This window comes from Micromonospora sp. LHW51205 (assembly GCF_003315815.1).
Lineage (GTDB): Bacteria > Actinomycetota > Actinomycetes > Mycobacteriales > Micromonosporaceae > Micromonospora > Micromonospora chalcea.
On sequence record NZ_QMEZ01000005.1, the window covers coordinates 262,738 to 288,591 of the forward strand.

Below are 25,854 nucleotides of genomic sequence, written 5' to 3' on the forward strand. Positions count from 1 at the left end.
CACCCGTCCACGGTAACCGTCCGGGGCGCGCGGCGACACGGCCCGGCCGTACCGTGATGACCATGCTGACCGGCCCGCCGTTCGCGCCCGTACCGCCGCCGCCACCGCGTGAGACCGGGCCGTGGCCGGTCGTCGCGGCCGTGCTCACCGGGTTCTGGGTCGTGCTGGTGACCGTTCCGGGTCAGGTCGGCGGCTGGCTCGTCGAGCAGGTCATGCTGGTCATGGGCCTGGACCGTGCGGTGGCGGTCTGGCCGGTGGTGGCGGTGGTCACCGTGCTGCTGGCCGGGGCGCCCTCGCTGGCGCTGGCGCTGGCGCCCCGCTCCCCCGCGCTGCGGGCGACCGGCCGCGCCTGGACCGCCGCCGTGGTCGCGCTGGGCGCGACGACGCTGCTGCGGATGGTGCCGCCGGTGCACCACGAGGCGTACCTGGCCGCGCTGGCGGTGACCGCCGCGGTGCTCGCGTTCGTCGCCGCCCGGCTGGCCCGCGTGCGTCCGCCCGTCGCCGTGGACGCGGTCCCGGAGGGCCGCTTCGGGACGGTGTCGCTGCTGGCGGTCGCGGCCGGGCTGGCGTCGCTGCTGCCCTGGGCGTGGGTGGGCGCGCTGGGCGGGGCGCTGGAGACGGTGCTCGCCGGGTTGGCCGCCGCCGCGCTCGGCACGCTCGCCGGGGCGCTGCTCGGCGCCCGGTTCTGGGCCGCGTTCGGGCCGGGTCCGGCCCGGTTGGTGCTGGTCGGCGGCCTGGTCGCGGGCGTCGCGTTGACGCCGCTCGCGGCCGCCGCCGGGCAGTCCGGCGTACAACTGCCGGCGCTGTTCCTGCTGCCGCCGCTCGGTTTCGTGCTGGCCGCGCTGGAGGCGGCGGCCCGGCACTCGCGCCGCCCGGCCGGACCGGCGCCGGTGCGCTGGCTGATCGGGCTGGCGCTGCTGGGGCCGCTGGCCTTCACCGACCCGGACGAGATCACCCTCCTGCTCGCCACCACCCGGGACACGCCGTTCTGGGTCGCCGTGGGCACCGGCGTCGCGTTCGCCGTCGCGGTCCTGCTCGCCCTCGGGTACGGCGTGCTGCTCGCCCGGTCCCGCGCCCGCGCGCCCCGGCGCGGTCCGGCCGCGCTCGCCGCCGCCGCGCTGCTCGTCGCCGTCGCCGTGGTGTACGTGGTCCCCGGCCAGCCGGGTCTGCACGGCGAGCGGCTGCTCGTGGTGCTGCGCGAGCAGGCCGACCTGACCGGGTTGCCGGCCGGGACGCCGGGACGGGCCGGGCGGGACGCCCGGGCGACCGAGGTCTACCGGCGGCTGGTCGCCACCGCCGACCGCACCCAGCGCGACCTGCGCCGCACGCTGACCGACATGCGGCTGAAGCCGACACCGTACTACCTGGTCAACGCGATCGAGACGGACGGCGGCCCGGCGGTGCGGGCCTGGCTGTCCGGCCGGCCCGAGGTGGCCCGGGTGCTGGTCAGCCAGCGGCTGCGTCCGCTGCCCGCGCTCGCCCCGACGGCGCGCGGCGACGCCCCGGCGCCGACCGGACCGGCCTGGAACATCTCGCTGATCGGGGCGGACCGGGTCTGGTCGGAGCTGGGCGTCACCGGCTCCGGCGTGGTGGTGGGCAGCTCCGACTCCGGAGTGGACGGCCGGCACCCGGCGCTCGCCGGCGGCTTCCGGGGTGGCGACGACTCCTGGTACGACCCGTGGGAGGACCGCCGCGCCCCGGCCGACCGGGGTGGCCACGGCACCCACACGCTGGGCAGCGCGGTGGGCCGGGACGGCATCGGCGTGGCGCCCGGCGCGAGCTGGGTCGGCTGCGTCAACCTGGACCGCAACCTGGGCAGCCCGGCCCGCTACCTCGACTGTCTCCAGTTCATGCTGGCCCCGTTCCCGCCGGGCGGGAACCCGCTCACCGACGGCCGTCCGGCGCGCGCCCCGGACGTGCTCACCAACTCGTGGGGCTGCCCGCCGCTGGAGGGCTGCGATCCGGGGGCGCTGCGCCCGGCGAGCGCGGCGCTGACCGCGGCCGGCATCCTGGTGGTGGCCGCCGCCGGCAACACCGGCCCGTCCTGCGGCTCGATCGTGGACCCGCCGGCGCCGTACCCGGACGTGCTGACCGTCGGGGCGGTGGACCGGCAGCGCCGCGTCACCGACTTCTCCAGCCGTGGTCCCGCGCCGGACGGCGTGGCCAAGCCGGACCTGGTCGCCCCGGGCGCGGCTGTGCTCTCCGCGATGCCCGGCGGCGGGTACGCGACGCTGGACGGCACCTCGATGGCCACGCCGCAGGTGGCGGGCGTGGTGGCGCTGATGTGGTCGGCGAACCCCGCGCTGGTCGGGGACCTGGAACGGACCCGGGCCATCCTGCGCGACACCGCGCAGCCGGTCCCGCAACCCGCCGAGGCCTGCGGCGGACCGCGGGACGTCTCCGGCGCCGGGCTGGTCGACGCGTACGCGGCGGTACGCGCGGCCCGGGCGGCCGCCACCGGTTAACAACCCTGTCCATTGGCCTGCCGATGCCCTACTGTCGGCGTCCATGGACGTGGAGATCATCGAGCTGGGCCGGGACCGGCTGCCCGAGGTGGTCGAGTTGTGCCGCGTGTCGCTCGACCTGCCGGAGGACGCGGTCGAGGCGTCCGCGGTGGTGGTCACCGTGGCGGAACGCGCCGGGGCCGACCGCCCGGTGCTGCGGCTCGGCGCGGTACGCGACGGCGCGTTGATCGGGGTGCTCGTCGGGTCGCTGTCGGCAGCCGATCCGCGGCTCGGCCACGTCGACCTGATCGCGGTCGCCCCGCCGGAGCGCCGCCAGGGTGTGGGCGGGGCGCTGCTGGCCGAGGCGGAGAGCCGGCTCGGCGCGCTCGGCGCGGCCGAGGTGCTGCTCGCCGGCAACCCGCCGCACTACGCCTGGCCCGGGATCGACGTGCGCTACACCCCGGCGGTCTGCGCCGCGCAGCGGCTCGGCTACCGGCAGGACCGGACCGCCTGGAACATGACCGCCGACCTGTCCGAGGGGTCGGTGGCGCTGCGTCCCACCGAGGCCGCCGAGCGGCGGCTGGCCGGGCGGGGCGTGACGGTACGCCGGGCCACCCCGGACGACCTGCCGGCGCTCGCCGCGTTCGCCAGGTCCACGTTCGGCGGCACCTGGGACGGTGAGCTGGCCGGCTCGGTGGGGCGGCCGGACGCGGGCGTGCACCTGGCCGAGCGGGACGGCGAGATCCTCGGTTTCGCCGCCTACGGGTCGGCCCGGCCGAGCTGGTTCGGGCCGATGGGCACCGCACCGGCGGCGGAGGGCTCCGGGATCGGTGGTGTGCTGCTGCGCCGCTGCCTGCGTGACCAGGCGGCGGCCGGGATCGGCGCGGCGCAGATCGGCTGGGTGGGGCCGGTGCCGTTCTACTCGAACGCGGCGGGGGCCCGGATCGAACGGGTGTTCTTCCTCTACCGGAAAGCCATCAAAGGGGCATAGACGCTAATAGCGTCATTCGACCTCCTTCGTCATCGACCGGGCTCTACGGTCGGGGGCAGAGGAGGCGGTGCATGACCACGAATGACGAACGGGCCGAGGAACCGTCCGACGAGCTTCCCGGCCAGCTCCCGTTCGACCGGCTCGACATCGGCGACGCCGAGCAGCTCGCCGAGCTGACCGGCGCGGACCGGCCACCGGTGGAGGAGCAACGGCAGCCGGTGGACGAGCCGCGGCGGCTGCCGCCGTACGACCGGACGCACAAGCGACGCAACCAGCGCCCGCTGCCCACCTGACACGCACACGGAAAGGGGCGGACCGCTGACGCGGCCCGCCCCTTTCGGCGTACTGGGTGAAGCTGGACTCAGAAGTCCATCTCCCCGCCACCCGGGCCCGCCGGAGCGGCCGGGGTCTTCTCCGGCTTGTCCGCCACGACGGCCTCGGTGGTGAGGAACAGCGCGGCGATCGACGCGGCGTTCTGCAGCGCGGAACGGGTCACCTTGGCCGGGTCGATGATGCCCGCGGCCAGCAGGTCCACGTACTCGCCGGTCGCGGCGTTGAGGCCGTGACCCGGGTCGAGGTTGCGAACCCGCTCGACGACGACGCCACCCTCCATGCCGGCGTTGACGGCGATCTGCCGCAGCGGGGCGTCCAGCGCGATCTTGACGATCTGCGCGCCGGTCGCCTCGTCGCCGGCCAGGTCCAGCTTGTCGAAGGCGGTCTTGCCGGCCTGCACCAGCGCGACGCCACCACCCGGGACGATGCCCTCCTCGACGGCGGCCTTCGCGTTGCGGACGGCGTCCTCGATGCGGTGCTTGCGCTCCTTCAGCTCGACCTCGGTGGCCGCGCCGACCTTGATCACCGCAACACCGCCGGCCAGCTTGGCCAGACGCTCCTGCAGCTTCTCCCGGTCGTAGTCGGAGTCGCTCTTGTCGATCTCGGCCCGGATCTGGTTCACCCGGCCCTGGATCTGCTCGGCGTCGCCGGCGCCGTCGACGATGGTGGTCTCGTCCTTGGTCACCACGACCTTGCGGGCGCGGCCCAGCATCTCGAGGCCGGTCGCGTCCAGCTTGAGGCCGACCTCCTCGCTGATGACCTGGCCACCGGTGAGGATGGCGATGTCGGTCAGCATGGCCTTGCGGCGGTCACCGAAGCCCGGCGCCTTGACGGCGACCGACTTGAAGGTGCCACGGACCTTGTTGACCACCAGGGTGGCCAGGGCCTCGCCCTCCAGGTCCTCGGCGATGATCAGCAGCGGCTTGCCCGACTGCATGACCTTCTCCAGGATCGGGAGCAGGTCCTTCACCGACGAGATCTTGCTGTTGACGATCAGGATGTACGGGTCGTCGAAGACGGCCTCCATACGCTCCGGGTCGGTCATGAAGTAGGCGGAGATGTAGCCCTTGTCGAAGCGCATGCCCTCGGTGAGCTCGAGCTCCAGGCCGAAGGTGTTGCTCTCCTCGACGGTGATGACACCTTCCTTGCCCACCTTGTCCATCGCCTCGGCGATGATCTCGCCGACGCTGGGGTCGGCGGCGGAGATGGAGGCGGTGGAGGCGATCTGCTCCTTGGTCTCCACGTCCTTGGCGAGCTTGAGCAGCTCCTCCGAGACGTTGGCCACGGCGGCCTCGATGCCCCGCTTCAGGGCCATCGGGTTGGCGCCGGCGGCCACGTTGCGCAGACCCTCACGAACCAGAGCCTGGGCCAGGACGGTCGCCGTCGTCGTGCCGTCACCGGCGACGTCGTCGGTCTTCTTCGCGACCTCCTTGACCAGCTCGGCGCCGATCTTCTCGTACGGGTCCTCGAGCTCGATCTCCTTGGCGATGCTCACACCATCGTTGGTGATGGTGGGGGCACCCCACTTCTTCTCGAGCACGACGTTGCGGCCCTTGGGGCCGAGCGTCACCTTCACGGCGTCGGCGAGCTGGTTCATGCCCCGCTCGAGGCCGCGGCGCGCCTCTTCGTCGAACGCGATCATCTTGGCCATACGGCGTTGTCCTCCTGGACACTCACGGGCCACCCGGGATGCCCGGATGGGCCGTCTGGTGTACGCACCTTGGGGACGTCGCCACCTGGCGACGACGACGTCTCCTCGGTCGGGCCGGACAGCCCGCGACGACCGGCCCCGTACCGCTCCGGCGCCACCTGGGACACCGGTGCGGCCGTGGCCCTACCGCCCCGACCTTCTGGCACTCACCGTATGCGAGTGCCAATGACTTGTTTAGCACTCTCCCTAGCCGAGTGCAAGCACGACCGCCCCGCTCAGCCGAGTTCCGCCGCCAGCTGAGCCGCGGTCACCGGGCCTTCCTGGGCCCGCTGCTCGGCGTACGTGACCACCAGCCCCACCTGCTGCGCCAGGTAGGCCGGAGCCGCCACCACGGCGCTGAGAACGGTGAGCGTCACCGCGCCGATCGCGGTGCCCACGGCGCCCATCGGCTCGAGCCCGAAGAGCGCCCCGCTGATCCCGCTCAGCACGACGTCCAGCAGCGTCGACACGACCAACGCCGCCACCACCAGCGCGACCCGGCCCAGCACCATGCCGAACCGGCTGTGGAACATCCGCCACGACCGCCCGACCGGATCCCGCCGCTCGAACAGGTAGACCGGACCGAACAGGGCGAGCGCGAGCGCGGCGTAGAGGCCGGGCAGCAGGCAGAAGCAGGCGCCGAGCGTGACCAGCAGCGACACCACGATGGTCCAGCCCCAGAGGCCGAGGGCTCGGCTCAGCCCGTACCGGAAGGCGGCGCCGAGCCCGGCCGGCTGACCGGCCGCCTGCCGGGCGATCACCCAGGTGCCCGCCGCCCAGCCCATCGCCTGGAGCGCGCCGAAGATCAGCCCGGCGAACAGGATCGCGCCGTAGAAGCCGAGCGTCTGCGCCCAGAAGTCCTCCGGCAGCACCGGCGACCCGTCCGGCGCGGTCGCCATCTGCCCGTCGGGGCTGAGGACGAGCGTGAGGACGCCGATCACCATCGCCGGGGGGACCTGGGTGAGCAGCACGATCGGCAGGAGCTGCCGCCAACCGCGCCGCAGCGCCCCCCAGCAACGGGCGAACCATGGGCCGATGCCCGCGTGCGGCGGGTTGACGAGCGGGTCCTGCGGGTCGATGCCGGGGAACCAGCCGGCGTACGCACCGGGGCCGGCGGCCACCGGGTAGGCGGCGCCCGGCATCGGATGAGCCGGGTACCCGGGCCAGCCCGCCTGGGGAGGACCAGCCGGGTAGCCCGGCATCGTGGGGTAGCCCGGCGGCGTGGGGTAGCTGGGGGGCGGGGCGGCACCCGGCGCGGTCCAGCCGGCCGGGTCACCCCCACCGGGCGGGGTGGCCGGGTCGGCGGGAGTGGCCGGGCCGGACGGGTTCGGGTGGGCGGGCTGCGCGTCGTACCCGGGTTGATGCGGAATGCTCGGGCCGTAGCCGGTCTGGTCGGCCCAGGGATCGGCGGGCGCCGGGCCGGGAGCGGGCACGGACGGCCCGGCGCCCGCCGACGACGCCGGATCGGTGGCCGGAGGCGGAGGCGCGGTCGGGTCGGCCGGAGAGCCGGACGGCGTCGGCGACACCGGTTCGGTGGAACCCGGCGGAGGCAGATCGGACATGGGCCCTCCTCAGCGGCTACGGCTGGAACGGCTCATGATCTTCCATGGTGCACGCTCACAGCGCAGCCCCCCGGTCGGTGGACCCGGCTGCGGAACCGCCCGGCGGGCGGAGGTCAGGCGATGACGCGGACCCGCTCGGCCTGCGGACCCTTCTGCCCCTGCGCGATCTCGAACTCGACCCGCTGGCCGTCGTCCAGCGCCTTGTAACCGTCCATCTCGATCGCGGAGAAGTGGACGAAGACGTCCTGCCCGCCGTCGACGGCGATGAAGCCGTAGCCCTTTTCGGCGTTGAACCACTTCACGGTGCCCTGTGCCACGGTGCACTTCCTCACTCTGCGCGGCGTTCCAACACCCGGAAACCGGCGGACCGGCACCGGTAGCACACCGGTTCAGCGATCGGCGACGACCACTGAATTCGGTGACCGAAATCGCACGCTACACGAGGCGTGACGACGGCGCACGACCACAAATCGGGCATATTCCGGGCGGTACCCGGCCCCGGTCACGCGCCTGCGCCGGCCCGTCCGGTATGCATGCGGCATGACCAGCGCGCCCACCACGACCACCGTTCGCCGGGTCCGGCCGACCGACGCCGCCCGGATGCGGGCGCTGCGGCTGGAGATGCTGGCCGACTCCCCACTGGCCTTCCTGGAGACGGTGGCCGAGGCCGCCGCCCGGCCGCACGCGGAGTTCGCGGCCCGGGTCGCGGCCGTCTCCCGGGGCGACCACACCGCCCAGTTCGTGGCCGACCCGGGCGGCCGGCTGGTCGGCCACGCCGGTGGCACCGCCGCGCCGGACGAGCCGGGCCTGACGCTCGTCTACGCGGTCTACGTGACGCCGGCCCGACGGGGCAGCGGTCTGCTCGCCGCGCTCGTCGACGAGGTGGCCGCCTGGTCGCGCGCCTGCGGACGGCCCGAGCTGATGATGGAGGTGGTGGTCGGCAACGACCGGGCCTACCGGGCCTACCAGAAGCTGGGCTTCGTGGACACCGGCGTACGCGTGCCGCACCCCAGAATCCCCCGCCTGCACGAACTCCAGATGCGCCGCCCGGCGTGAGGCCGACCGGGCGCAGTTGTTAAGAGGGGGCCCCTCCTATACCGGAGGCGTTAAGAAGGGGCCCCTCCTTTCAGGAGTGGCGGCGGCTCTGGACGATGCGGAACCGGTTCGCCACGTACGCGCCGTCGGTCAGCGCCGAGTTGGCCGCCGCGTTCGCGCCGGAGCCGTGGAAGTCGGAGAACGCCGCCGACTGGTTGACGAACACCCCGCCGGTGAGGTTGCAGGACAGGTGCACCCCGGCGTCGATGGCCGCCTTCTCGGCCTCGTCCAGCACGGCCTCGTCGGTGGAGTAGACGCCCGCGGTCAGCGCGCCCTTCTCGCCCACCGTCTCGCGCAGGATGCGCAGGCTGTGCTCGGTCGAGTCGGTCGCGATGGCGAACGAGATCGGCCCGAACCACTCCCGCGAGTAGGTGGCGGTGTCGGAGGCGTCCAGCTTCACCACAGTCGGCGTACGCACCACCGCGCCGGGGAAGGACGGGTGCTCGACTACGCGCGACTCCAGCACCGGCTCGCCGACCTTGGTGACCTCGTCCAGCCGCTCCAGCACGCCGTCGTTGACGATCGCGCCGGTCAGCTCGACGCCCCGGGCCGGGTCGGCGGTCAGCTTGGCGACCGCGCCGGCGATCCCGGCGGCCACCTCGTCGAAGCTCTTGTGCCCCTGGTCGGTCTCGATTCCGTCGCGCGGGATCAGCAGGTTCTGCGAGGTGGTGCACATCTGGCCGCTGTACAGCGTCAGCGTGAAGCCGAGGTTGCGGCAGAGCCCGGCGAAGTCGTCGGTGGAGTCGATCACCACCGTGTTCAGGCCGGCCTTCTCGGTGTAGACGGCCGCCTGCCGGGCGTTCGCCTCCAGCCAGTCGCCGTACTCGGTGGAGCCGGTGAAGTCGACGATCTTCACGGCCGGGTCCAGGGCCAGCGTCGTGGCGAGCTTCTCGCCGGGCGCCTCGGGCGCGAGCTGCACCAGGTTCGGGTCGAACCCGGCCTCGGCGAGCACCTCGCGGGCGTACTTCACGGTGATCGCCAGCGGCAGCACCGCGCGCGGGTGCGGCTTCACCACGACCGGGTTGCCGGTGGCCAGCGAGGCGAACAGACCGGGGTACGAGTTCCAGGTGGGGAACGTGTTGCAGCCGATGACCAGCGCGACCCCGCGCGGCACCACGTGGAACGTCTTGGTCATCCGGAGCGGGTCGCCCTTGCCCGCGGCCTTCTCCCAGCCGGCGGTCCCCGGGTGGCGGGTCATCTCGGCGTACGCGTAGGCGACCGCCTCCAGGGCCCGGTCCAGCGCGTGCGCGCCTCCGGCCTGGAACGCCATCACGAACGCCTGGCCGCTGGTGAACTGCACCGCGTTGGCCAGCTCGAAGATGTTCCCGTGCAGCCGGGCGAGGATCTCCAGGCAGACGCCCACCCGGGCCTGCGGGCCGGCGTCGCGCCAGGCGGGCAGCGCGGCGCTCGCGGCGGACACGAGCTGGTCGGCGCTCGCGTGGGGGTAGCGCACGTCCAGCGCCACGCCGAACGGGCTGACCTCGGTGGCGACCGTGGTGCCGTCACCGGCCTGGTCGAGCGGGAAGTCGCCACCCAGGTACGCCTCGAAGGCGGCCTTGCCGTCGGCGGCGGCGGTCTCGCCGTACACCCGGGGGCTGGGCGACTCGGGGTAGGCCGACCAGTACCCGCGCTCCGCGATCGCGGTCAGCGCCCGGTCGAGGGTCTCGCGGTGCCTGTCGTACAGGGGGTGCGGGGTCTCCGTCATGCCCGCCATCATGCAACAGAAAGGCACCAGATCAGTAGGGGCGTGTCACAACTCAGATCGTCAACTGCCAGTCGACGGAACCGGCGGCCGGGCGGAAGCCCAGTTGCTCGTTGATCGCGATCATGTGCCGGTTCGCGACCGCGTTCCAGGTGTCGACGGCCCGCAACGCCGGTTCGTGTGTCAGCGCGTACTCCAGGTTCTCCGCCTTGCAGAGCAGGCCGAGCCGGCGGCCGCGGTGGTCGGGGTCGACGAGGGTGATCTCCTGCCAGGCGTGGTCGGTGCTGCTCGCGTCCAGGCCGAGCTGGGTCCAGCCGACCAGGCGGCCGGTCGCCTCGTGCACCACGCCGGTGTTGTACCGGCGTACGCCCCGGGCATCGAGCGCCCGCTCCGCGTCGCGTACCCGCGCCGCGTCCATCCGCTCCGGCTTCCAGTCCAGCTCACCCATCGGCGCGTCGAGCAGCAGCCGGCCCTGGAGGTAGGCGACGTCCGCGACGTACTCCTCGGGGGTGTGATCGCGCCACCGCACCGGCCGGTATCCGGTGGCCGCGGTGCGGGCCTGGGCCAGCAGCGCGGCGAGCCGGTCACGGTCGAGGCCGGCCACGTCGAGCCGGCGGCGGACGTCGGCCAGCGCCGGCTTGGCGCCCAGGGCGGCGGCGAACGCGGCGCCGGGGAAGACCCGGTCCTCCTCGCCGGGCAGCGCGGCGGTGGTCGAGCCGACCAGGCGTTTGCCGCCGTGCTCGCGGAGCAGCCGCACGCCGTGCTCGTGCAGCACGCGGCCGATGCCGCGCCTCCGGTACGCCGGGTCGACGGTCAGTTCGACTGTCGCGTTCTCGGTGTTCTCGATCGTGTGCAGGTGCAACCGGAGCCAGCCCACCGGCAGCCCGTCCAGGCGGGCGACGAGCCAGCGTCCCTCGATGCCGGGCATCGGGTGCGACAGCAGCGCCTCGAAGCGGCGGCGGCAGATCGGCGGGAGGTCCGGCTCGTCGACGGCCTGGGCGGCGCAGGCGATCCGGTACGCCGCGTCGAGCGTCTGCCGGTCGGCGGGATCAAGCGGCGTCACGGTCAGCGTCATGTCACCCAGGGTGCGCCGGACACAGCGAAGAGGCCAGCGGTTTTCCGCTGGCCTCTTCGGACGTTGGTCGGGAGGGACGTCCGCACAACGCCTCCGGCGTTGGGTCGCAAGAACTTGAAAAGTCTCCGGCGGATGCCCTCCCGCACGAAGCATCTTGCGCCGTCCGGTTCCTGCCGTCAAGTCCTTGAGGGTGGTTTTCTGGCACTCACCGCACATCACCGGTTACCCACCGGTCTCACCCGATCCCCCACCCGGGCGAGCCCCACCTCCCCCACCCGGCCGAGGCGCCGGGCTCCGGGTCAGGACAGCAGGCCGGCGTCCCGGGCGGCGCGCAGGGACGGCTTGATGCGGTGGGTGGGCCCGACCTGGGCGGCCACCGCGTCGAGCGTCTTCAGGCCCTCGCCGGTGTTGAACACGACCGTCTCGGCGGACGGGTCGAGCCGGCCCGACTCGACCAGCTTGCGCAACACCGCGACCGTCACGCCGCCCGCCGTCTCGGCGAACACCCCGGTGGTACGGGCGAGCAGCCGGATGCCGGCGCGGATCTCGTCGTCGTCGGCGTAGTCCATCCAACCGCCGGTACGGCGCACCGCCTCCAGCGCGTACAGCCCGGCGGCGGGGTCGCCGATGTTCAGCGACTTGGCGATGCCGGTCGGCTTGACCGGCGTGATCGTGTCGGTGTCGCCGTGCAGCGCGGTGGCGATCGGGTTGCAGCCGGCCGACTGCGCGCCGAACACCTTCCAGCCACCGGCCGGCGCCTCGACCAGGCCGATCTCGACCAGCTCGGCGAACGCCTTGTCGATCTTGGTGAGCAGCTCGCCACTGGCCATCGGGATGACCACCTGGGCCGGGATGCGCCAGCCGAGCTGTTCGGCCACCTCGTAGCCGAGCGTCTTGGAGCCCTCGGCGTAGTAGGGCCGCACGTTCACGTTGACGAACGCGGTGTCCTCGAACTCGTCGGTCTCCACCAGTTCGCCGCAGAGCCGGTTCACGTCGTCGTACGAGCCGTCGATGGCGACCAGGTCACCGCCGTAGACAGCGGTGGTGACGACCTTGCCCTGCTCCAGGTCGCCGGGGATGAAGACGACAGACGGCACGCCGGCCCGGGCCGCGTGTGCGGCGACGGAGTTGGCGAGGTTGCCGGTGGAGGCGCAGGCATAGCGGGTGAAGCCGAGCTGCCGGGCCGCGGTCAGCGCCACCGAGACGACCCGGTCCTTGAACGAGTGGGTGGGGTTCGCGCTGTCGTCCTTGACCCACAGCGGCGCGGTGAGTCCCAGCTCGGCGGCGAGGTTCGGGGCGGCGACCAGCGGGGTCAGCCCCGGGTCGAGCGTGACCCGGGTGTCCGGGTCCTGACCGGCCGGCAGCAGCGCCGCGTACCGCCAGATGTTCGCCGGACCGGCCTCGATCTGCTCCCGGGTGACGGTGGCGAGCGCGGCGGTGTCGTAGTCGACCTCCAGCGGCCCGAAGCACTCGTAACAGGCGTGCTGGGCGGCCAGCGGGTAGCGCGCCGAACAGGCGCGGCAGACCAGGGCGCGGGCCGGGCTGAGGGTCGTGTCGATGCCGGTGGCGGCGGGAAGCGTCGACGTCATGTCGAGGATTTCCTCTCATCTTTCCCCGCATCGCCGGGTGCGGCGGGGACGGAATTGGCACCTGCCCGCTGTCGCTCGTCGTCGAGCGTGCGGGTGGTTGCCGGGGCGTCGTCGGGCCGTATCCCTCAGCCCCTCTGGATGAGGTATTCAGTTGTGCCGCCGAGTCTATGCGCTGCTCACGGCCGCGCCACCCCGGGATCCCACGCTGTGGGCCGGCTCAGCGTCCGACCACCGCGGCCGGCTCCACCACGGCGGGCCGGTCCACCATCGCGAGCGGCTCCGGCGCCGTCGTGGTCACGGCTGCCGGGCGGGTACGGGTGACCAGGTTCGCGGCCACCAGGGCGGCGATGGTCAGCCCGGCGCCCACCAGCTCGATCGCGACCGGCCGGTACCCGCGCAGGATCTGCACCGCGAACGTGACCACCGGCACCAGGTTCATGAACAGCGCGGCGTCGGCCGGGCCGAGTCGCCGTACACCGGTGTTCCAGGCCAGCACCGCGAGGACGGCGGCGATCAGCACCGCGTACGCCAGTTGCGGGGCGACCGCGACGAGGTCGGCGGCGGCCGGCGCGTGCTGGAGCCCGGTGAGGTCGGCGACGGCGCTGGCGGCGAGCATGGCGAGCATGCCCGTGACGGCGGTCAGCGTGGTGTAGCGCAGCGCCGACCATTCGGGGAACCGGCTCGCGCCGTGCGTGTAGAAGGCCCAGCCGATCACCGCGCCCAGCATGAGCAGCCCGCCGACGCCGAACTGTCCGAGCCCGTCCAGCCGGCCGCGGGTGATCACCAGGCCGACGCCGACCAGGGCCACCAGTGCCAGGCCGAGCAGCGCCGGGCGGGGGCGTACGCCGTCGCGCGCCCAGCGGACCAGCTGGGTGATCAGCGGCACGGTGGCGCCGAACAGCGCGATCTGCTGCGGGGTGGCGTGGCCGAGGGCGAGGTTCGTCAGCGTGTTGAAGCCGGCGAAGCCGAGTGCGCCGAGCAGCCACACCTCGGCCGCGCGCCCGCGCGTGGCGAGTGCGGCCAGCCCTTCGCGGGCCAGCAGCAGGGCGACCAGCACGGCGGTGGCGAGGACGTACCGGGTGGTGGTCAGGTTGAGGGCGTCCACCCGGGTCAGCGCGCTCGCCAGCACGGGGAACATGACGCCCCAGCTGAGCACTGCGAAGATCGGGAAGGCGGCGGAACGGAAGCGCATCCCAGCTCCTATGTTCGAATATCGTCGAACCAAACGCCACGACTCTAGGAGCTTGTTCGACGATTGTCGAACATGGGTTATCGTAGTCACATGGAGCTGCACGAACCCGAGCTGCGCGACGTCCCGGTCACCGCCGTGCTGGCGGCGCTGGCCGACGACGTGCGGCTGCAGATCGTGCGCGCGCTCGCGCCGGGCGGGGAGCACGCCTGCGGCTCGTTCGAGTTCGGCGTCTCCAAGGCCACCCGCAGCCACCACCTGAAGGTGCTGCGCGAGGCGGGGCTGACCCGCACCCGCATCGCCGGCACCACCCGGTACGTGCGGCTGCGCCGCGACGAGCTGGACCGCCTCTACCCGGGCCTGCTCGACGCCGTCCTCACCGCGCCCGCCCGGCCGCAATGATCAGCCTCCCCCGCCACTCCCGGCGGGATGACATGATCGCCTGATGCGGAAGGCGACTGCCCGGATCGGGCTCCTCGCCGGCGCGGCACTGCTCGCCGGCTGCACCCCGGCACCGGCCCCGGTCGACGGGCCGCCGTCGGCACCACCCCGGCCCGGTGCCGAGCCCGCCGCCACGTGCTCCCCGGAGGGCATCCGGATCACCGGGCTCGGGGTGAGCGCGGCGATGGGGCTGCGGGCGATGGGCCTGGACCTGGTCAACTGCGGCGACCGCCCGTACGAGCTGCGTGGCTATCCGGCGGTCGCGCTCCGGGACGCCGACGGGGACGCGATAGCGGTACGGATCATCCCGGGCGCCGCGCCGATCACCGCCGGCTTCGACCACCCGCCCACCCGGATCGTGCTGGCGCCGGGCGAACGGGCCGGCGCGGCGCTGATCTGGCGCAACCTCGTCACCGACCCGACCGTGGTGGCCACCGCGGGCGCCGAACTCGACGTCGCCCCGTCGACCGGCCGGCCGGCGTACCCGGTCGAGCTGGACGGGCCGATCGACCTCGGGAACACCGGCCGGCTCGGCGTCAGCGCCTGGAAGCGCCGCGACGCCGACCCGGCGACGCAGGCGCCCCCGCGCTCCGATCCACCGGCCCCCTCGACCTCGCCGGTCAACCCGCTCTGACTCAGATCGCGGCACGGAAGCGCCCTCCCGTACCGCGATCTCGCCGGGCGGCGGATCAGACCGGAACCGAGGCGGGCGACGCGGTGGCGGGCTCGGCCGGGGCGGCGCGGCGGCGGGCGAGCAGCGCGTCCAGCGCCCAGTTGCCCGGGCCGAGCACGGCGACCAGCAGGAACGACCAGCAGAAGAGCGCCGCCAGTTCGCCGCCGTTCTGCAGCGGCAGCAGGTTCTGCGGCTGGTGCACAGTGAAGTACGCGTACGCCATCGAGCCGGAGGCGAGCAGCGCGGCCGGACGGGTGAGCAGGCCGACGAGCACCAGCACGCCGCAGACGAGCTGGATCAGCGCCGCCCACCAACCGGGCCAGGTGGCGAACGGGACGGCCTCGCCGGAGCCTCGGTTACCGCCGAGGACGCCGAATATCGACGCCGCGCCGTGGCATAGGAACAGCAGCCCCACAACAGCGCGGAACAGGGACAGGACAGGGCCGCTGAGCTGGGTCGGAATCATGTGTGACCTCCTGGGGCGGGTGTTTGACCGCTCCAGGATGGCGATTGCACGTATCGATGTTAATCAATTTCCTTGCAGGCGGGACAATTGCATGGGAACGCTCCCATGATATGGGCGGACGCGCCAATGCGGGTACCCCCGACAGTCACCTCAGCTGGTGACGTCCTTGCGGGTGAAACGCCAGAAGGCCAGGCTCCAGAACAACGTGGCGTAGACGATTGCCGAGAACGCGCCCTTGACCACGTCGTCGGTCTGCATCGGCGTGGACAGCAGCCCCAGCCAGGCGCTGCTGTAGTGGGTGGGCAGCAGGTTCCGCAGCCCGCCCAGCGCGGTGATCTGATCCAGGATGCTGGACAGGATCCAGAGCAGCACCGCGCCACCGACCGCGCCGAGCGCGGCATCGGTGGTCACCGACAGCAGGAACGCCAGCCCGGCCACCACCAGCAGCACCACCGCCAGGTACCCGAGCACCCCGAGCAGCCGCAGCAAGCCGTCGGCCGGGGCCAGCTCGGCCGAGACCTGGCTGCTCAACGGCTTCCAGCCGTACCGCAGCGTGCCGACCAGCAGCGCGGTGCCCGCGAGCAACAGCAGCGCCAGCCCGGAGTACGCGAGCGCGACGACCAGCTTCACCGCGAGCAGCCGGGCCCGGGGCACCGGCACCGCCAGCAGGTAGCGCAGGCTGCCCCAGCTCGCCTCGCTGGCCACCGTGTCGCCGCAGAACAACGCCACCACCACGACCAGCAGGAACGACGCGGAGACCAGGATCGAGAACAGGGTGAAGTTGAGCCCGCCCGAGGTGGCCAGGTCGGCCAGGCTGGAGAACTCGCCCCGCCCGCCGCGGTCGTCGTCCCCGGAGTCGAACTGGAACGCCACCAGGATGATCAGCGGCAGCAGCACCATGAACCCCAGCGCGAGCTGGGTACGCCGGCGCGACGCCTGCCGCCGGAACTCCGCGGCGAACGGAAGCGTGGCCGAGGGCCGGTAACCGGCCGCCGCACCGCCCGCGCCGGGCCCGGACGTGCCGCCACCAGGCGACGATGCCACAGACGAACCCGCCATCACCGGTCCCCGCTTCCCCGAGAGTTCTCGCCGACCAGGGCGAGGAACGCGTCCTCCAGGCGGCGCCGGGGCACCACCCGGTCCACTCCGATACCGGCCCGGACCAGCTCGGCCACCACCTCGCTGCGCGCGGTGCCGTTGGTGTCGACCACCAGCGCGCCCTCGGCGTCGGGCAGCACCCGTACGCCGTCGAGCCGGTCGAGCACCGTACGCGCCGCGTCCGGGTCGCTCACCTCGAACAGCACGCTCGGCGACTCGCCGACGATCTCCTCGACCGGACCCGAGGCGACGATCCGGCCCTTGTTCACCACCACGGCGTGCGTGCAGGTCTGCTCCACCTCGGCCAGCAGGTGGCTGGAGACCAGCACCGCCCGGCCGTCGGTGGCGTAGCGCTGGAGCACCCGGCGCATCTCGGCGATCTGCGGCGGGTCCAGCCCGTCCGTCGGCTCGTCCAGCACCAGCAGCTCGGGCAGGCCGAGCATGGCCTGGGCGATGGCCAGCCGCTGCCGCATGCCGTGGCTGTACTTCCTCGTCCGCCGGTGCACCGAGTCGCCCAGGCCGGCGATCTCCAGCGCCTCGTCGAAGTGCGCGTCCTCCCACGGCCGCCCGGTCGCCCGCCAGTACGCCTTGAGGTTGTCCAGGCCGGACAGGTGGGGCAGGAAGCCCGGCCCCTCGACCAGCGCGCCGATCCGGGACAGCACCGGCGAGCCGGGCACCAGCCGGTGCCCGAAGACGTAGATCTCCCCGGCGGTGGGCTGGGTCAGCCCCATCAGCACCCGCAGCGTGGTGGTCTTGCCCGCGCCGTTGGGGCCGAGCAGGCCGACCACCTGCCCGGGGTGCACCTCGAAGTCGACGTCGGAGACCGCGACGAAGCCGTCCGCGTACTCCTTGCGCAGGTTGCGCACGGCGAGCGGGACGCCCGCGTACTCCGGGTGCACGGAGTTGTCCTGGCGGCGGTGCCGGCGGCGGGTGAGCAGCACGACCACGACGAGCCCGAGCACGATTGCGGCGAGCAGACCGGCCAGCGCCCAGCGCCACACCACTGCCGTGGTGGGGATGGGCGTGGCCTCGACGGTGGGCAGCGTCAGCGGCCCGTCGGCCAGCGCCACCGTGTGCACGGCCGGCTCGGCCGGCGAGGCGTACGCCTGGTCCGACGTCGCCACCACGAGCCGCAGCCGGTGCCCGGCCTCGACCCGCCGGACGATCCCCGGCAGCGTGACGGTGACCGGCGTGGCCGCGTCGACCGAGCTGGGCAGGCCGGTCAGGCGCACCGGCGCGACCAGGCCGGACGGCAGCGTGGCCGCCCCCTGCGGGTCGACGTCGTAGAGCTTCACGAACAGCACCGCCTCGCCGGTCGGGGAGGCGGCCCGGATCCGCACCGTGGGCGCGCCCACCACGTCGACCGGCTCGTCCAGCGGCGCGGACTCGAAGCGGGCGTGCTGGCCGGGGATGTCACCGGCCACGCCGTCCAGCAGCGAGCCGAGCGCGCCGGCGAACGGCACCGAGGAGATCGCCGCCGGGTTGCCGTTGGGCGGTACGGCGACCGGCTGAGGCGGACCGGCGAGCGTGACCTCGCGGCGGTCCTCCCCGGCCAGGCCCGGATAGTCGGCGGTACGGAAGCCGGTGGCGACCAGGCCCCGGTCGAGCGCGTCGAACCCGGCGATGCGGGAGAACGTGAACGTGTCGCCGGGCGCCGCCCCGTCCCCCTTGACGTAGTGGTCGAGCCACTGCGCGGTCAGGAACTTCACCCGGTCGGAGTCGGAGGTGGGTCCGGAGCCGCCGTCGTGGCCGCCGGTGAACCAGGCGACCCGCACCGGCGTGCCGGCGGCGGCGATGCCCCGGGCGTTGGCGTCCGCCTCGGCCAGCGGGAAGAGCGTGTCCGCCTCGCCCTGGACCAGCAGCGTCGGGGACTTGATCCGGTCCAGCACGCCGGCCGGCGACGACCGGCGCAGCAGCTCGACCGCCGCCGCGTCGGCCCGGCCCGTGGTCGCGATACGCAGGTACGCGGCGCAGACGTCGGCGGCGAAGCGCCCGCAGGACGGGTCGGCGGCGCCGGCCGGCGCACGACCGGAGCCGGTACCGGGACCGGCGCCCGGCTGCGGGCTCGGCGGTCCGGCCGACTCGGGCGCGCCCTCCGGCGCGGCGGCGGTGGCCCCGGAGATCCCGGCCGGACCGGAGCCGGCGTTCCCGCCGCCACCGAAGAAGATCCCCGCCCAGCCCTTCTTGAACACGCCGTCGGTGGGCTGCCGGCCGGTGCTCTCCGGCAGGAACGCGCGGGACAGGTCGTTCCAGGTGATCATCGGGACGATCGCGTCGACCCGCTGGTCCTGCGCGGCCAGCAGCAAGGCCAGGCCGCCGCCGTAGGAGCCGCCGACCACGCCGACGCGGGGGTCGCCCGGCGAGTCGAGGCGGATGTCCGGCCGGGCCGCGAGCCGGTCGAGCAGGCGCTGGGCGTCCCGCACCTCGTAGTCGGGGCTGTCCAGGTGAATCTGGCCGCCGCTGCGCCCGAAGCCGCGGGCGGTCCAGGTGAGCACCGCGTACCCCCGGGCGGCCAGGTCCTCGGCGTCGGAGCGGACCGAGTCCTTGGTGCCACCGAACCCGTGCGCCAGCAGCACCGCCGGCACGCGGTTCGCTTCCGACGCGCGGTCCGGCAGGTAGAGCGTGGTGTCCAGCTCGACCGGCTCGTCACCGGAGGGCCCGGAGCGGACCGTCACCAGCGCCGACTCGGTGCGGAAGTCCGGGCTCTGCGGCCGGGCCACCCAGACGAGCGCGGCGGCGACGAGGACTACCACCGCCACGACGGCGACGATCCGGCGTGGGCGTCCGGCCAGGGCGCGCCGGATCCGCGCGACTGGTGATCTCATGCGGCACACGGTACGGGCCGATCGCTGTGCATTCGCTGAGATCCGCCGTACGTCCGTCCGGTTGCGCCGTTCGTCGTTCGCCCACCGTCGTCCGCCAAAGGTCCAGAGCATCCCAGCGGCACATGTTCGGATCATGTGAATTCACATCTACACGCGCAAACCATCGTCGATGTCACTTCTCGGCAACATGATCGGACGCTGAGTGACGTCGAAGCTCACTCAGCGTCGCCCAGAATGGACTGACGTGAAGCCGACTCATCGGCCGAGGTTGCACAGACGTCCGGTTCGGCTACTTTTCCGGTCCGGTGCACGGGACTGCGTACGGCGACCTCCCGGGGCACCGAACGCCCCGCCGTCGCCGGAGGAGACACACCATGACAGTCCCCGCGCCGCGGGTCCGTCGGCGGCCCGCCGTACCGGGCCGCACGCTTCCCCTGCTGCTGGTGCTGGCGCTGCTCGTACCGCTCGGGTTCATCTTCGCCCAGTCCGAGAGCAGCGCCGCGGACGACCACGACCTGGCGAGCCGGGAACGGCTCGGTGTGCGCTACCTGCGTGCCCTCGGCCCGATCACCGACGCGCTGGTGGAGGCCCAGGCGATAGCGGTCGCCGAGGGAGCCGTCTCCCGGGGCGCGCTCACCGCCGCGATCGAGGGCGTCGCCGAGGTGGACAGCGCCGTCGGCGACGAGTTGCGCACCCACGAGCGCTGGGCCGGGCTGCGGGCGAAGCTCGAGTCGCTGCCGGACCGCGGGCTCGGCGACCCCGAGGCGGCCTTCCGGGCCTACGGCGAGGCGTCCGACCTGCTCCTGGCCCTCTACCGCAAGGTGCGGGAGAGCTCCGGGCTGATCCGCGACCCGCGCTCGGACTCGTTCTTCCTCCAGGACGGCATCGGCGGTGACCTGCCCACCGCGACCGTGCTGGCCGGGCGGCTCGTCGACCTGGCCCGGCTGGCGGCCAAGCGCCCCGCCGCCGAGCGCGCGCGGACCGGCGCGGAACTGGCCGAGCTGCGCGTCGCCGCGCTCGGCCCGGCCACCGACCTCGTCGCCGACCTGCGCTCCGCCGTCGACAGCTCGGAGAGCACCGACCTGGGCGCCAACGTGCTCACCCCGCTGGACACCTACCAGCGCTCGCTGGAGACGTTCTCGGTGTACTCGGCGCCCGGCGGCGGGCGGTCCGCGCCGAGCACCGACCAGCTCACCCAGGCCGGCATCACCGCGCAGAACGCCGCCAAGCAGCTCCGGACGGTCATCCTCGACCAGCTCGACGCGCTGCTGAAGGAACGGCTGGACGCGATCGACCGGGACCGCCTGCTGGGCCGGGCCGCGGCCGGCACCGCTGTCGCGCTGCTCGCCGGGATCGCCGCGCTGCACCTCGCCGCGCTACGGCGGGCGCGGGCCGCCGGCCCTCCCCCGGCGCGCCGCACGCCGGCCGAGGCCGGACCGCCACCGGCGGTCCACGCTGACCCGCCGATCACCGTGTCCGAGGGTGACCGCCAGCCGGTCGCCGTCGGCCGGGGCGGCGACGCCGACCGGTGGAGGCCGTTCGATGCTGCTCGCTAGGTTACGGATCCGGGGCAAGCTCGCCCTGCTGGTGATCATCCCGCTGCTCAGCATGGTCGGGCTGGCCGTTCCGGTGGTCATCGACCGGGTGGCCGCCGCGCAGCGGGCCGCCGACACCGCCGAGACGGTCCGCATCGCCAGCCGGGTCGGCAGCCTGGTCCAGGATCTCCAGCAGGAACGCCTGCTCTCGGTCGGGCTGCTGCTCGGACGGGTGTCCCGCACCGAGCTGATCCAGAAGTCGGCCACCGTCGACGACCGGGTCGCCGATCTGCGCGCCGAGACGCTGCCGGCGACGGTCCGCGAGAGCCTCGACGGGGTACGCAAGCTGGACGACGTCCGCACCGCCACGCTCGCCGGCCGGGCCAGGCCGGACCAGATCCTGACCGCGTTCAGCGAGGTCGACACCGCCCTGATCGACGCGCTGCGACTGCCGTACCAGGTGGACACCGACACCGCCGCCGGGCGGCAGGTGCTCGCCCTGGACGCGTTGCTGCGCGTCGACGAGGCGCTCAGCTCCTGCACCACCCAGATCGTGCTGGTCAAGGCGACCGGCGACCCGCGGATGTCGCGGTCGTTCGTGGCGTGCATGGCGGCGCTCAACGTCGACAACCGGCGCTTCCGCCGGCTGATCACGCCGGAGCAGCTCAAGGTGGCCGAGCTGGACGACGCGGCGGTGGCCGCGCGGACCAGCCCGACGTTCCTGGTGGACAGCCTCCGGGACCCCGACGCGGCGATCGCGCCGGTCTCGCTGGACGTGCTCTTCCCCGCGTCCCGGTCGATGATCACGCTGGGCCAGTTCGTCGAGAAGAAGGTCGTCGCGGACGTCATCGCGGAGACCCGCGCCCGGGAGCGGGAGGCTCTGACCGCGGCCTGGCTGGTCACCGTGGCGGCGGGCGTCATCCTGCTGGTCGTGGTGCTGCTGAGCATGACGGTGGCCCGTACCGTCGCCCGCCCGCTGAGCCGGCTCACCCGCTCCGCCGAGCGGGTCGCCCGGGTCGCCGAGGCGGAGCTGACCCGGGTCGCCGACGACGAGTCCGAGAGCGTGCCCCCGGTACGCCTCGACCCGGTGGAGGTGAGCGCCCGGGACGAGATCGGTGAGCTGGCCCGCGCGTTCGACCGGGTGCAGCACACCGCCGCCCGGCTGGTCGAGCGGCAGGTGGCCGGACGCCGCAACGTGGCGCAGATGTTCGGCCACGTCGGACGGCGTACCCAGAACCTGGTCGGCCGCCAGATCGCGCTCATCGACCGGCTGGAGCGGCAGGAGACGGACCCGGGCCGGCTGGAGCACCTGTACCGGCTGGACCACATCTCCAGCCGTCTGCGCCGCAACGCGGGCAGCCTGGTGGTGCTCTCCGGCGCCACCGGCTCGGACGGCCACGTGGCGCCGGTCCCGCTGGCCGACGTGGTCCGGCTCGCGCTCGGCGAGATCGAGGACTACACCCGCGTCGACGTGGAGGTGCCGCCCGGCGTCGCGGCGGCGCCGGCGATCGTCGGCGACCTGGTGCTGACGCTGGCCGAGCTGATGGAGAACGCCACCTCCTTCTCGGCGCCGCACACCCGCGTGGTGGTGACCGGCGAGCTGACCGACGGCGGCGCCCGGCTCGTGGTGGTCGACCACGGCATCGGCCTGACCGAGGAGCGGATGGCCGAGGAGAACGCGCGGTTCGACCGCCGGGAGCGGCTCGACCTCGCCCCGACCGAGGTGCTCGGCCTCTTCGTCGTCGGCCGGCTGGCCCGGCGGCACGGCTGGCACGTCCGGCTGACGCCGACCCCGGGGGGCGGAGTCACCGCCACCCTGGAGGTCCCGGCCGACTCGCTCGTGGTCCGCCGCCCCGAGCCGGTCTTCGCCACCGCCACGCTGGCCGCTGTGCCGCCCGGCGGGCACGAGCACGGGACGGCAGCGGTCGAACCGCCCGCCGGCTTCGACGCGGAGCTGCTGAGCCGGGCCACCCGCAGCATGTCCAGCGGCGACCCGTGGAACGCCTTCGGCAAGCGGGACGACGCTCCGGAGCCGGCCGAGGATCCGGGCCTGCCCACCGCCGGCGCGCCGCCCGCCTGGCCGCCGGCCGCAGGTGCGCCCGCCACCCGGCCGGCCGGGCCGGTGGCGCACCCCGGCCGTACCTCCCCGCCGACACCGGTCGTCGGCCCGGTCCCGGTCGCTCCCCCGGCCGCCGGGCCGACGACCGGCCCGACCCGCACCGCGCCGGCCGGCCCAGCCCTGACCCCACCGGCGGGTCCGGCCCTGACGCCGCCCGCCGGCCCGGCCCTCGCACCGGCCGCCGGGGCCGGCCTGGCCGTCGGGCCGTCGTCGCCACCGGCTGTCCGGCCGGCGCGCACGCCGACCGTCGGGTCCGCGCCCGTACCGACCGCCGGACCGGCGTCGGCCCCGCCGGTCGGTCCGGCCCGCACGGCACCCCCCGCCGGTGGTCGCCCGTCGGTCCCGGCCGGGCCGGAACCGGTCGGCCCGCCCACCGGACGGCCCGGCACGCGGTCGCCGATCCGGCAGCGGGTGCCCGGCGCGAACCTCCCGGCCCCCGCGCCCACCACCCCGGCCGCCCCGGCGACCGGCGGGCCGCTGATCGGCGTACCGGCCGATCCGGCCTCCGTCCGGGCCCTGGTCGAGGCGTTCCAGGACGGCGTACGCCGGGCCGAGGGCCACACCACCCTCGTCCCGCCCGCAACGGAGCGTCCCCGGCTGAGCCGGCGGGTGCCGGGCGCGAATCTGGCCGACACCCCGGTCCAGTCCACGCCCCCGGCCAGCTCCGACCCCGGCGACCCCGTCGAGGTCCGCAATCTCGTCAACGAATTCGAGGCGGGCGTCGCCCGCGCTCTGCGCGAAGTCAGCCCAGACCGTCATTACGAAGAGGACCCATCACGGTGACCAGCCCCTTCTTGCACGACAACATCGAACAGAGCGCCGCCGGCGACCTCAGCCCCGAGGCGCGCACCTTCAACTGGCTGCTCGACTCGTTCACCTCCAGCACCGCCGGGGTGATGGAGGCGATCGCGGTCTCCTCGGACGGGCTGCTGATGGCCATGTCCGCCATCAAGGACCGGTCCAACGCGGAACGGCTCGCCGCCGTGGTCTCCGGCATGACCAGCCTCGCCGGAGGCGCCGCGAGCTGGTACGCGCTGGGCGCGCTCAACCGGGTGATCGTCGACATGGCCGAGGGTTACCTGCTGATCAGCGCGATCAGCAGTGGTTCGGTCCTCGGCGTCGTCGCCGACCGGACGGCCAACCTGGGCACCGTGGCGTACGAGATGACGCTCTTCGCCGGCCGGGCCGGCGGCGCCCTGAGTCCCCGCCTGATCGCCGAGCTGAAGAACGCCGTTCAGCAATGATCCCGGGGGCCGCCGGCGCGGACCCGGAGCCGGAACCCGGCATCCGGGTCCGCCCCTTCCTGCACGCGTCCGTTCCGGTTCCGGAGCCGGACGCGGGCGACGGGGAGCCGACCGGCCCGCGCCCGTTCGTGCTGACCGCCGGACGAGTGGACGGCGACCCGGCGATCGGTCTGGAGACCCAGGTCACCGCTCGTCCGGGCAGCACCTCGTGGGCGGTGACGGCCCGGCTGTCCCCGGAACTGGCGGCGATCGTCGCGATCTGCGCCGAGCCCGTCTCGGTGGCGGAGATCTCCGCCCGGACCCGGATGCACTTCGGTGTGACCCGGGTACTCGTCGGCGACCTCCGCGCCGCCGGCCATCTCGACGTGCACGTCGCGGACGGCGACGACGCCCTCGATCCCGACATCATCCTGCGAGTGATTGATGGACTTCGTGCGATCTCCTGAATGGCCGGCGGCGGCCCTGGGCGGGCCGTCCGCGAACAGCGCCCCGAGCCGCTACGGCGGACCGGCCCCGCTGATCGGCCGCGCCACACCGCCACCGCCCACCCCGCCGCTGCCGTACCTGCCGCCCGGGGTGCCGCCCCAGGAACCGGCCCCGATCGTGAGCCGGGTCCCGGCGCCCCGCCCGCCGATCCCGGTCAAGATCCTGATCGCCGGCGGGTTCGGGGTCGGCAAGACCACCACGGTGGGGGCGATCTCGGAGATCGCGCCGCTGACCACCGAGGCCGAGATGACCACCGTCGGGATCGGCATCGACGACCCGGGCGGCGTCGCCGGGAAGACCACCACGACCGTCGCCATGGACTTCGGCTGCGTCACCATCGACCGCAGCCTCAAGCTCTACCTCTTCGGTACGCCCGGTCAGGCGCGGTTCGGTTTCATGTGGGACGACCTGGCCCGGGGGGCGCTCGGCGCGCTCGTGGTGGTGGACAGCGCCCGCCTCGACGACTGCTATCCGGCCATCGACTTCTTCGAACGTTCCGGGCTGCCGTTCGCCGTCGGCGTCAACGCCTTCGACGGGCGGCTGGCCCTCGACCTGCCGTCGATCCGCTGGGCGCTGGCGATCGCGGAGCACGTGCCGCTCGTGCAGTTCGACGCCCGGGACCGGCTCTCCGTCCGGGACGCCCTGCTGGTCGTCCTGGACCGGGCGCTGGACCGGGCGACCCGTTCGGGGCGGCGCGGCGACGGGCCCGCCCCGCAGCCACGGGCGGGCTGAACACCGACAGTCGTTTCGATCCGTTGTCTGGCGAAGGGGTGGACGCCATGAGAGGTGATCTGGACGAGACACTGGCCCGGATGGCGCGGCGCGAGGAGGCGATGCGCCGCCGGGCGCCCGGCGAACCGGCCGGCGGGACCGACCAGGACGTGGTCCCGGAGGAACTGCCGGCGGAGCCGGGCAACGGGCGGGCGGGCCACGGCGCGTACCGGCTGCGGGGCGGCGCGGCGCCGGCGCGGCGTGACCCGGTCGAGGAGGTCGCCGACGCGGTCCGGCGGGTCGTGGCCGACCACCCCGGGGTCGCCGTCACGCTGCGGGTGGAAGTGGGCGACCAGGCGTACCCGCTGCGGGTCTCCTGGTCGGGCCTTGCGGTCACGGTGGGCCCGACCTCGGCGCCGACGCCCCCGCCGGCGTGGCCCATGTCGGTGAAGACGGTGCCCGCCCCCGGGCAGGACTCGGTCGAGTCGGACCCGGCGGCCCGGCTGGCGGAGATGATCCGGCGGGATCCCTCGCTGCTGGACGGCCCGGACCCGCGCTGAGGCGGCACCTCGTGGTCACGGCGGCT

Annotated in this window: 22 protein-coding genes and 1 riboswitch; of the genes, 12 read left to right on the plus strand and 10 right to left on the minus strand. The window is 74.0% G+C overall.

Annotated elements, in window-relative coordinates:
* Window positions 1-56 precede the first annotated feature (56 nt).
* The 3 genes from DQE82_RS20700 to DQE82_RS20710 all read left to right on the plus strand — a co-directional run bounded on the left by DQE82_RS20700 (window position 57) and on the right by DQE82_RS20710 (window position 3,728).
* Entirely contained in the window at window positions 57-2,465 is a 2,409-nt protein-coding gene (locus DQE82_RS20700) for a S8 family serine peptidase (RefSeq protein ID WP_113973537.1), read from the plus strand.
* Window positions 2,466-2,508: 43 nt separating this feature from the next.
* Window positions 2,509-3,435: a GNAT family N-acetyltransferase gene (locus DQE82_RS20705; RefSeq protein WP_113973538.1), complete on the plus strand. Its 927-nt coding sequence runs from the start codon at window positions 2,509-2,511 to the stop codon at window positions 3,433-3,435.
* A gap of 71 nt (window positions 3,436-3,506) precedes the next feature.
* On the plus strand, window positions 3,507-3,728 hold the full coding sequence (locus DQE82_RS20710; RefSeq protein WP_030502772.1) for a hypothetical protein: 222 nt from the start codon (window positions 3,507-3,509) through the stop codon (window positions 3,726-3,728).
* Window positions 3,729-3,796: 68 nt separating this feature from the next.
* Here the strand turns inward: DQE82_RS20710 and groL are convergent, their stop codons facing one another.
* From groL to DQE82_RS20725, 3 genes are all read right to left on the minus strand, one after another.
* Window positions 3,797-5,419, minus strand: coding sequence for a chaperonin GroEL (gene groL, locus DQE82_RS20715; RefSeq protein WP_018787968.1), 1,623 nt, complete (start codon window positions 5,417-5,419; stop codon window positions 3,797-3,799).
* Between the two features lie 275 nt (window positions 5,420-5,694).
* Window positions 5,695-7,020 (minus strand): hypothetical protein, encoded by a 1,326-nt coding sequence (locus DQE82_RS20720; protein ID WP_113973539.1) that lies wholly within the window; start codon window positions 7,018-7,020, stop codon window positions 5,695-5,697.
* Window positions 7,021-7,133: 113 nt separating this feature from the next.
* Window positions 7,134-7,337 (minus strand): cold-shock protein, encoded by a 204-nt coding sequence (locus DQE82_RS20725; RefSeq protein ID WP_013288855.1) that lies wholly within the window; start codon window positions 7,335-7,337, stop codon window positions 7,134-7,136.
* Window positions 7,338-7,560: 223 nt separating this feature from the next.
* On the opposite strand from DQE82_RS20725, the gene DQE82_RS20730 reads away from it, so the two are divergent.
* The gene (locus tag DQE82_RS20730; RefSeq protein ID WP_043327984.1) at window positions 7,561-8,076 is read left to right on the plus strand and encodes a GNAT family N-acetyltransferase; all 516 of its coding nucleotides are present in this window, start codon (window positions 7,561-7,563) and stop codon (window positions 8,074-8,076) included.
* Window positions 8,077-8,146: 70 nt separating this feature from the next.
* Here the strand turns inward: DQE82_RS20730 and paaN are convergent, their stop codons facing one another.
* The 4 genes from paaN to DQE82_RS20750 form a co-directional block, all read right to left on the minus strand.
* Window positions 8,147-9,820, minus strand: coding sequence for a phenylacetic acid degradation protein PaaN (gene paaN / locus DQE82_RS20735; RefSeq protein ID WP_176722768.1), 1,674 nt, complete (start codon window positions 9,818-9,820; stop codon window positions 8,147-8,149).
* A 52-nt stretch (window positions 9,821-9,872) separates the two neighbouring features.
* Window positions 9,873-10,892 carry a GNAT family N-acetyltransferase gene (locus tag DQE82_RS20740; RefSeq protein WP_069087821.1) on the minus strand — a complete coding sequence of 340 codons (1,020 nt, stop codon included), beginning with the start codon at window positions 10,890-10,892 and terminating at the stop codon, window positions 9,873-9,875.
* 299 nt (window positions 10,893-11,191) lie between these two features.
* Entirely contained in the window at window positions 11,192-12,481 is a 1,290-nt protein-coding gene (thrC, locus tag DQE82_RS20745; protein WP_064446731.1) for a threonine synthase, read from the minus strand.
* 12 nt (window positions 12,482-12,493) lie between these two features.
* Window positions 12,494-12,626, minus strand: a riboswitch (SAM riboswitch).
* A 72-nt stretch (window positions 12,627-12,698) separates the two neighbouring features.
* On the minus strand, window positions 12,699-13,673 hold the full coding sequence (locus tag DQE82_RS20750; protein ID WP_113973540.1) for a DMT family transporter: 975 nt from the start codon (window positions 13,671-13,673) through the stop codon (window positions 12,699-12,701).
* A 90-nt stretch (window positions 13,674-13,763) separates the two neighbouring features.
* On the opposite strand from DQE82_RS20750, the gene DQE82_RS20755 reads away from it, so the two are divergent.
* Window positions 13,764-14,072 carry a helix-turn-helix transcriptional regulator gene (locus DQE82_RS20755; RefSeq protein ID WP_043327981.1) on the plus strand — a complete coding sequence of 103 codons (309 nt, stop codon included), beginning with the start codon at window positions 13,764-13,766 and terminating at the stop codon, window positions 14,070-14,072.
* A 43-nt stretch (window positions 14,073-14,115) separates the two neighbouring features.
* Window positions 14,116-14,745, plus strand: a complete 630-nt coding sequence (locus DQE82_RS20760) for a DUF4232 domain-containing protein (RefSeq protein WP_113973541.1) — start codon at window positions 14,116-14,118, stop codon at window positions 14,743-14,745.
* Between the two features lie 55 nt (window positions 14,746-14,800).
* On the opposite strand, the gene DQE82_RS20765 is transcribed toward DQE82_RS20760, so the two are convergent.
* From DQE82_RS20765 to DQE82_RS20775, 3 genes are all read right to left on the minus strand, one after another.
* Window positions 14,801-15,250 (minus strand): DoxX family protein, encoded by a 450-nt coding sequence (locus DQE82_RS20765; protein WP_113973542.1) that lies wholly within the window; start codon window positions 15,248-15,250, stop codon window positions 14,801-14,803.
* A gap of 150 nt (window positions 15,251-15,400) precedes the next feature.
* Window positions 15,401-16,309, minus strand: coding sequence for an ABC transporter permease (locus DQE82_RS20770; RefSeq protein WP_043327978.1), 909 nt, complete (start codon window positions 16,307-16,309; stop codon window positions 15,401-15,403).
* Complete coding sequence (locus tag DQE82_RS20775) at window positions 16,309-19,173, minus strand: alpha/beta fold hydrolase (protein WP_113973543.1); 2,865 nt, start codon at window positions 19,171-19,173, stop codon at window positions 16,309-16,311. Before DQE82_RS20775 ends, DQE82_RS20770 begins: the two co-directional genes overlap by 1 nt.
* Window positions 19,174-19,547: 374 nt before the next feature.
* Here DQE82_RS20775 and DQE82_RS20780 point away from each other — a divergent pair, with 374 nt between their 5' ends.
* The 6 genes from DQE82_RS20780 to DQE82_RS20805 are packed head-to-tail and all read left to right on the plus strand — an operon-like array spanning window position 19,548 to window position 25,828.
* Entirely contained in the window at window positions 19,548-20,729 is a 1,182-nt protein-coding gene (locus DQE82_RS20780; protein WP_069088727.1) for a hypothetical protein, read from the plus strand.
* Window positions 20,716-23,610, plus strand: coding sequence for a nitrate- and nitrite sensing domain-containing protein (locus tag DQE82_RS20785; protein WP_113973631.1), 2,895 nt, complete (start codon window positions 20,716-20,718; stop codon window positions 23,608-23,610). Before DQE82_RS20780 ends, DQE82_RS20785 begins: the two co-directional genes overlap by 14 nt.
* Complete coding sequence (locus tag DQE82_RS20790) at window positions 23,607-24,071, plus strand: roadblock/LC7 domain-containing protein (RefSeq protein WP_043327977.1); 465 nt, start codon at window positions 23,607-23,609, stop codon at window positions 24,069-24,071. Before DQE82_RS20785 ends, DQE82_RS20790 begins: the two co-directional genes overlap by 4 nt.
* Window positions 24,068-24,517 (plus strand): DUF742 domain-containing protein, encoded by a 450-nt coding sequence (locus DQE82_RS20795; protein WP_043327976.1) that lies wholly within the window; start codon window positions 24,068-24,070, stop codon window positions 24,515-24,517. Before DQE82_RS20790 ends, DQE82_RS20795 begins: the two co-directional genes overlap by 4 nt.
* Window positions 24,495-25,289 (plus strand): ATP/GTP-binding protein, encoded by a 795-nt coding sequence (locus DQE82_RS20800; protein ID WP_176722823.1) that lies wholly within the window; start codon window positions 24,495-24,497, stop codon window positions 25,287-25,289. The genes DQE82_RS20795 and DQE82_RS20800 overlap by 23 nt, the downstream gene beginning before the upstream one ends.
* Before the next feature lie 47 nt (window positions 25,290-25,336).
* The gene (locus DQE82_RS20805) at window positions 25,337-25,828 is read left to right on the plus strand and encodes a hypothetical protein (protein ID WP_113973633.1); all 492 of its coding nucleotides are present in this window, start codon (window positions 25,337-25,339) and stop codon (window positions 25,826-25,828) included.
* The last annotated feature ends 26 nt before the right edge of the window (window positions 25,829-25,854 follow it).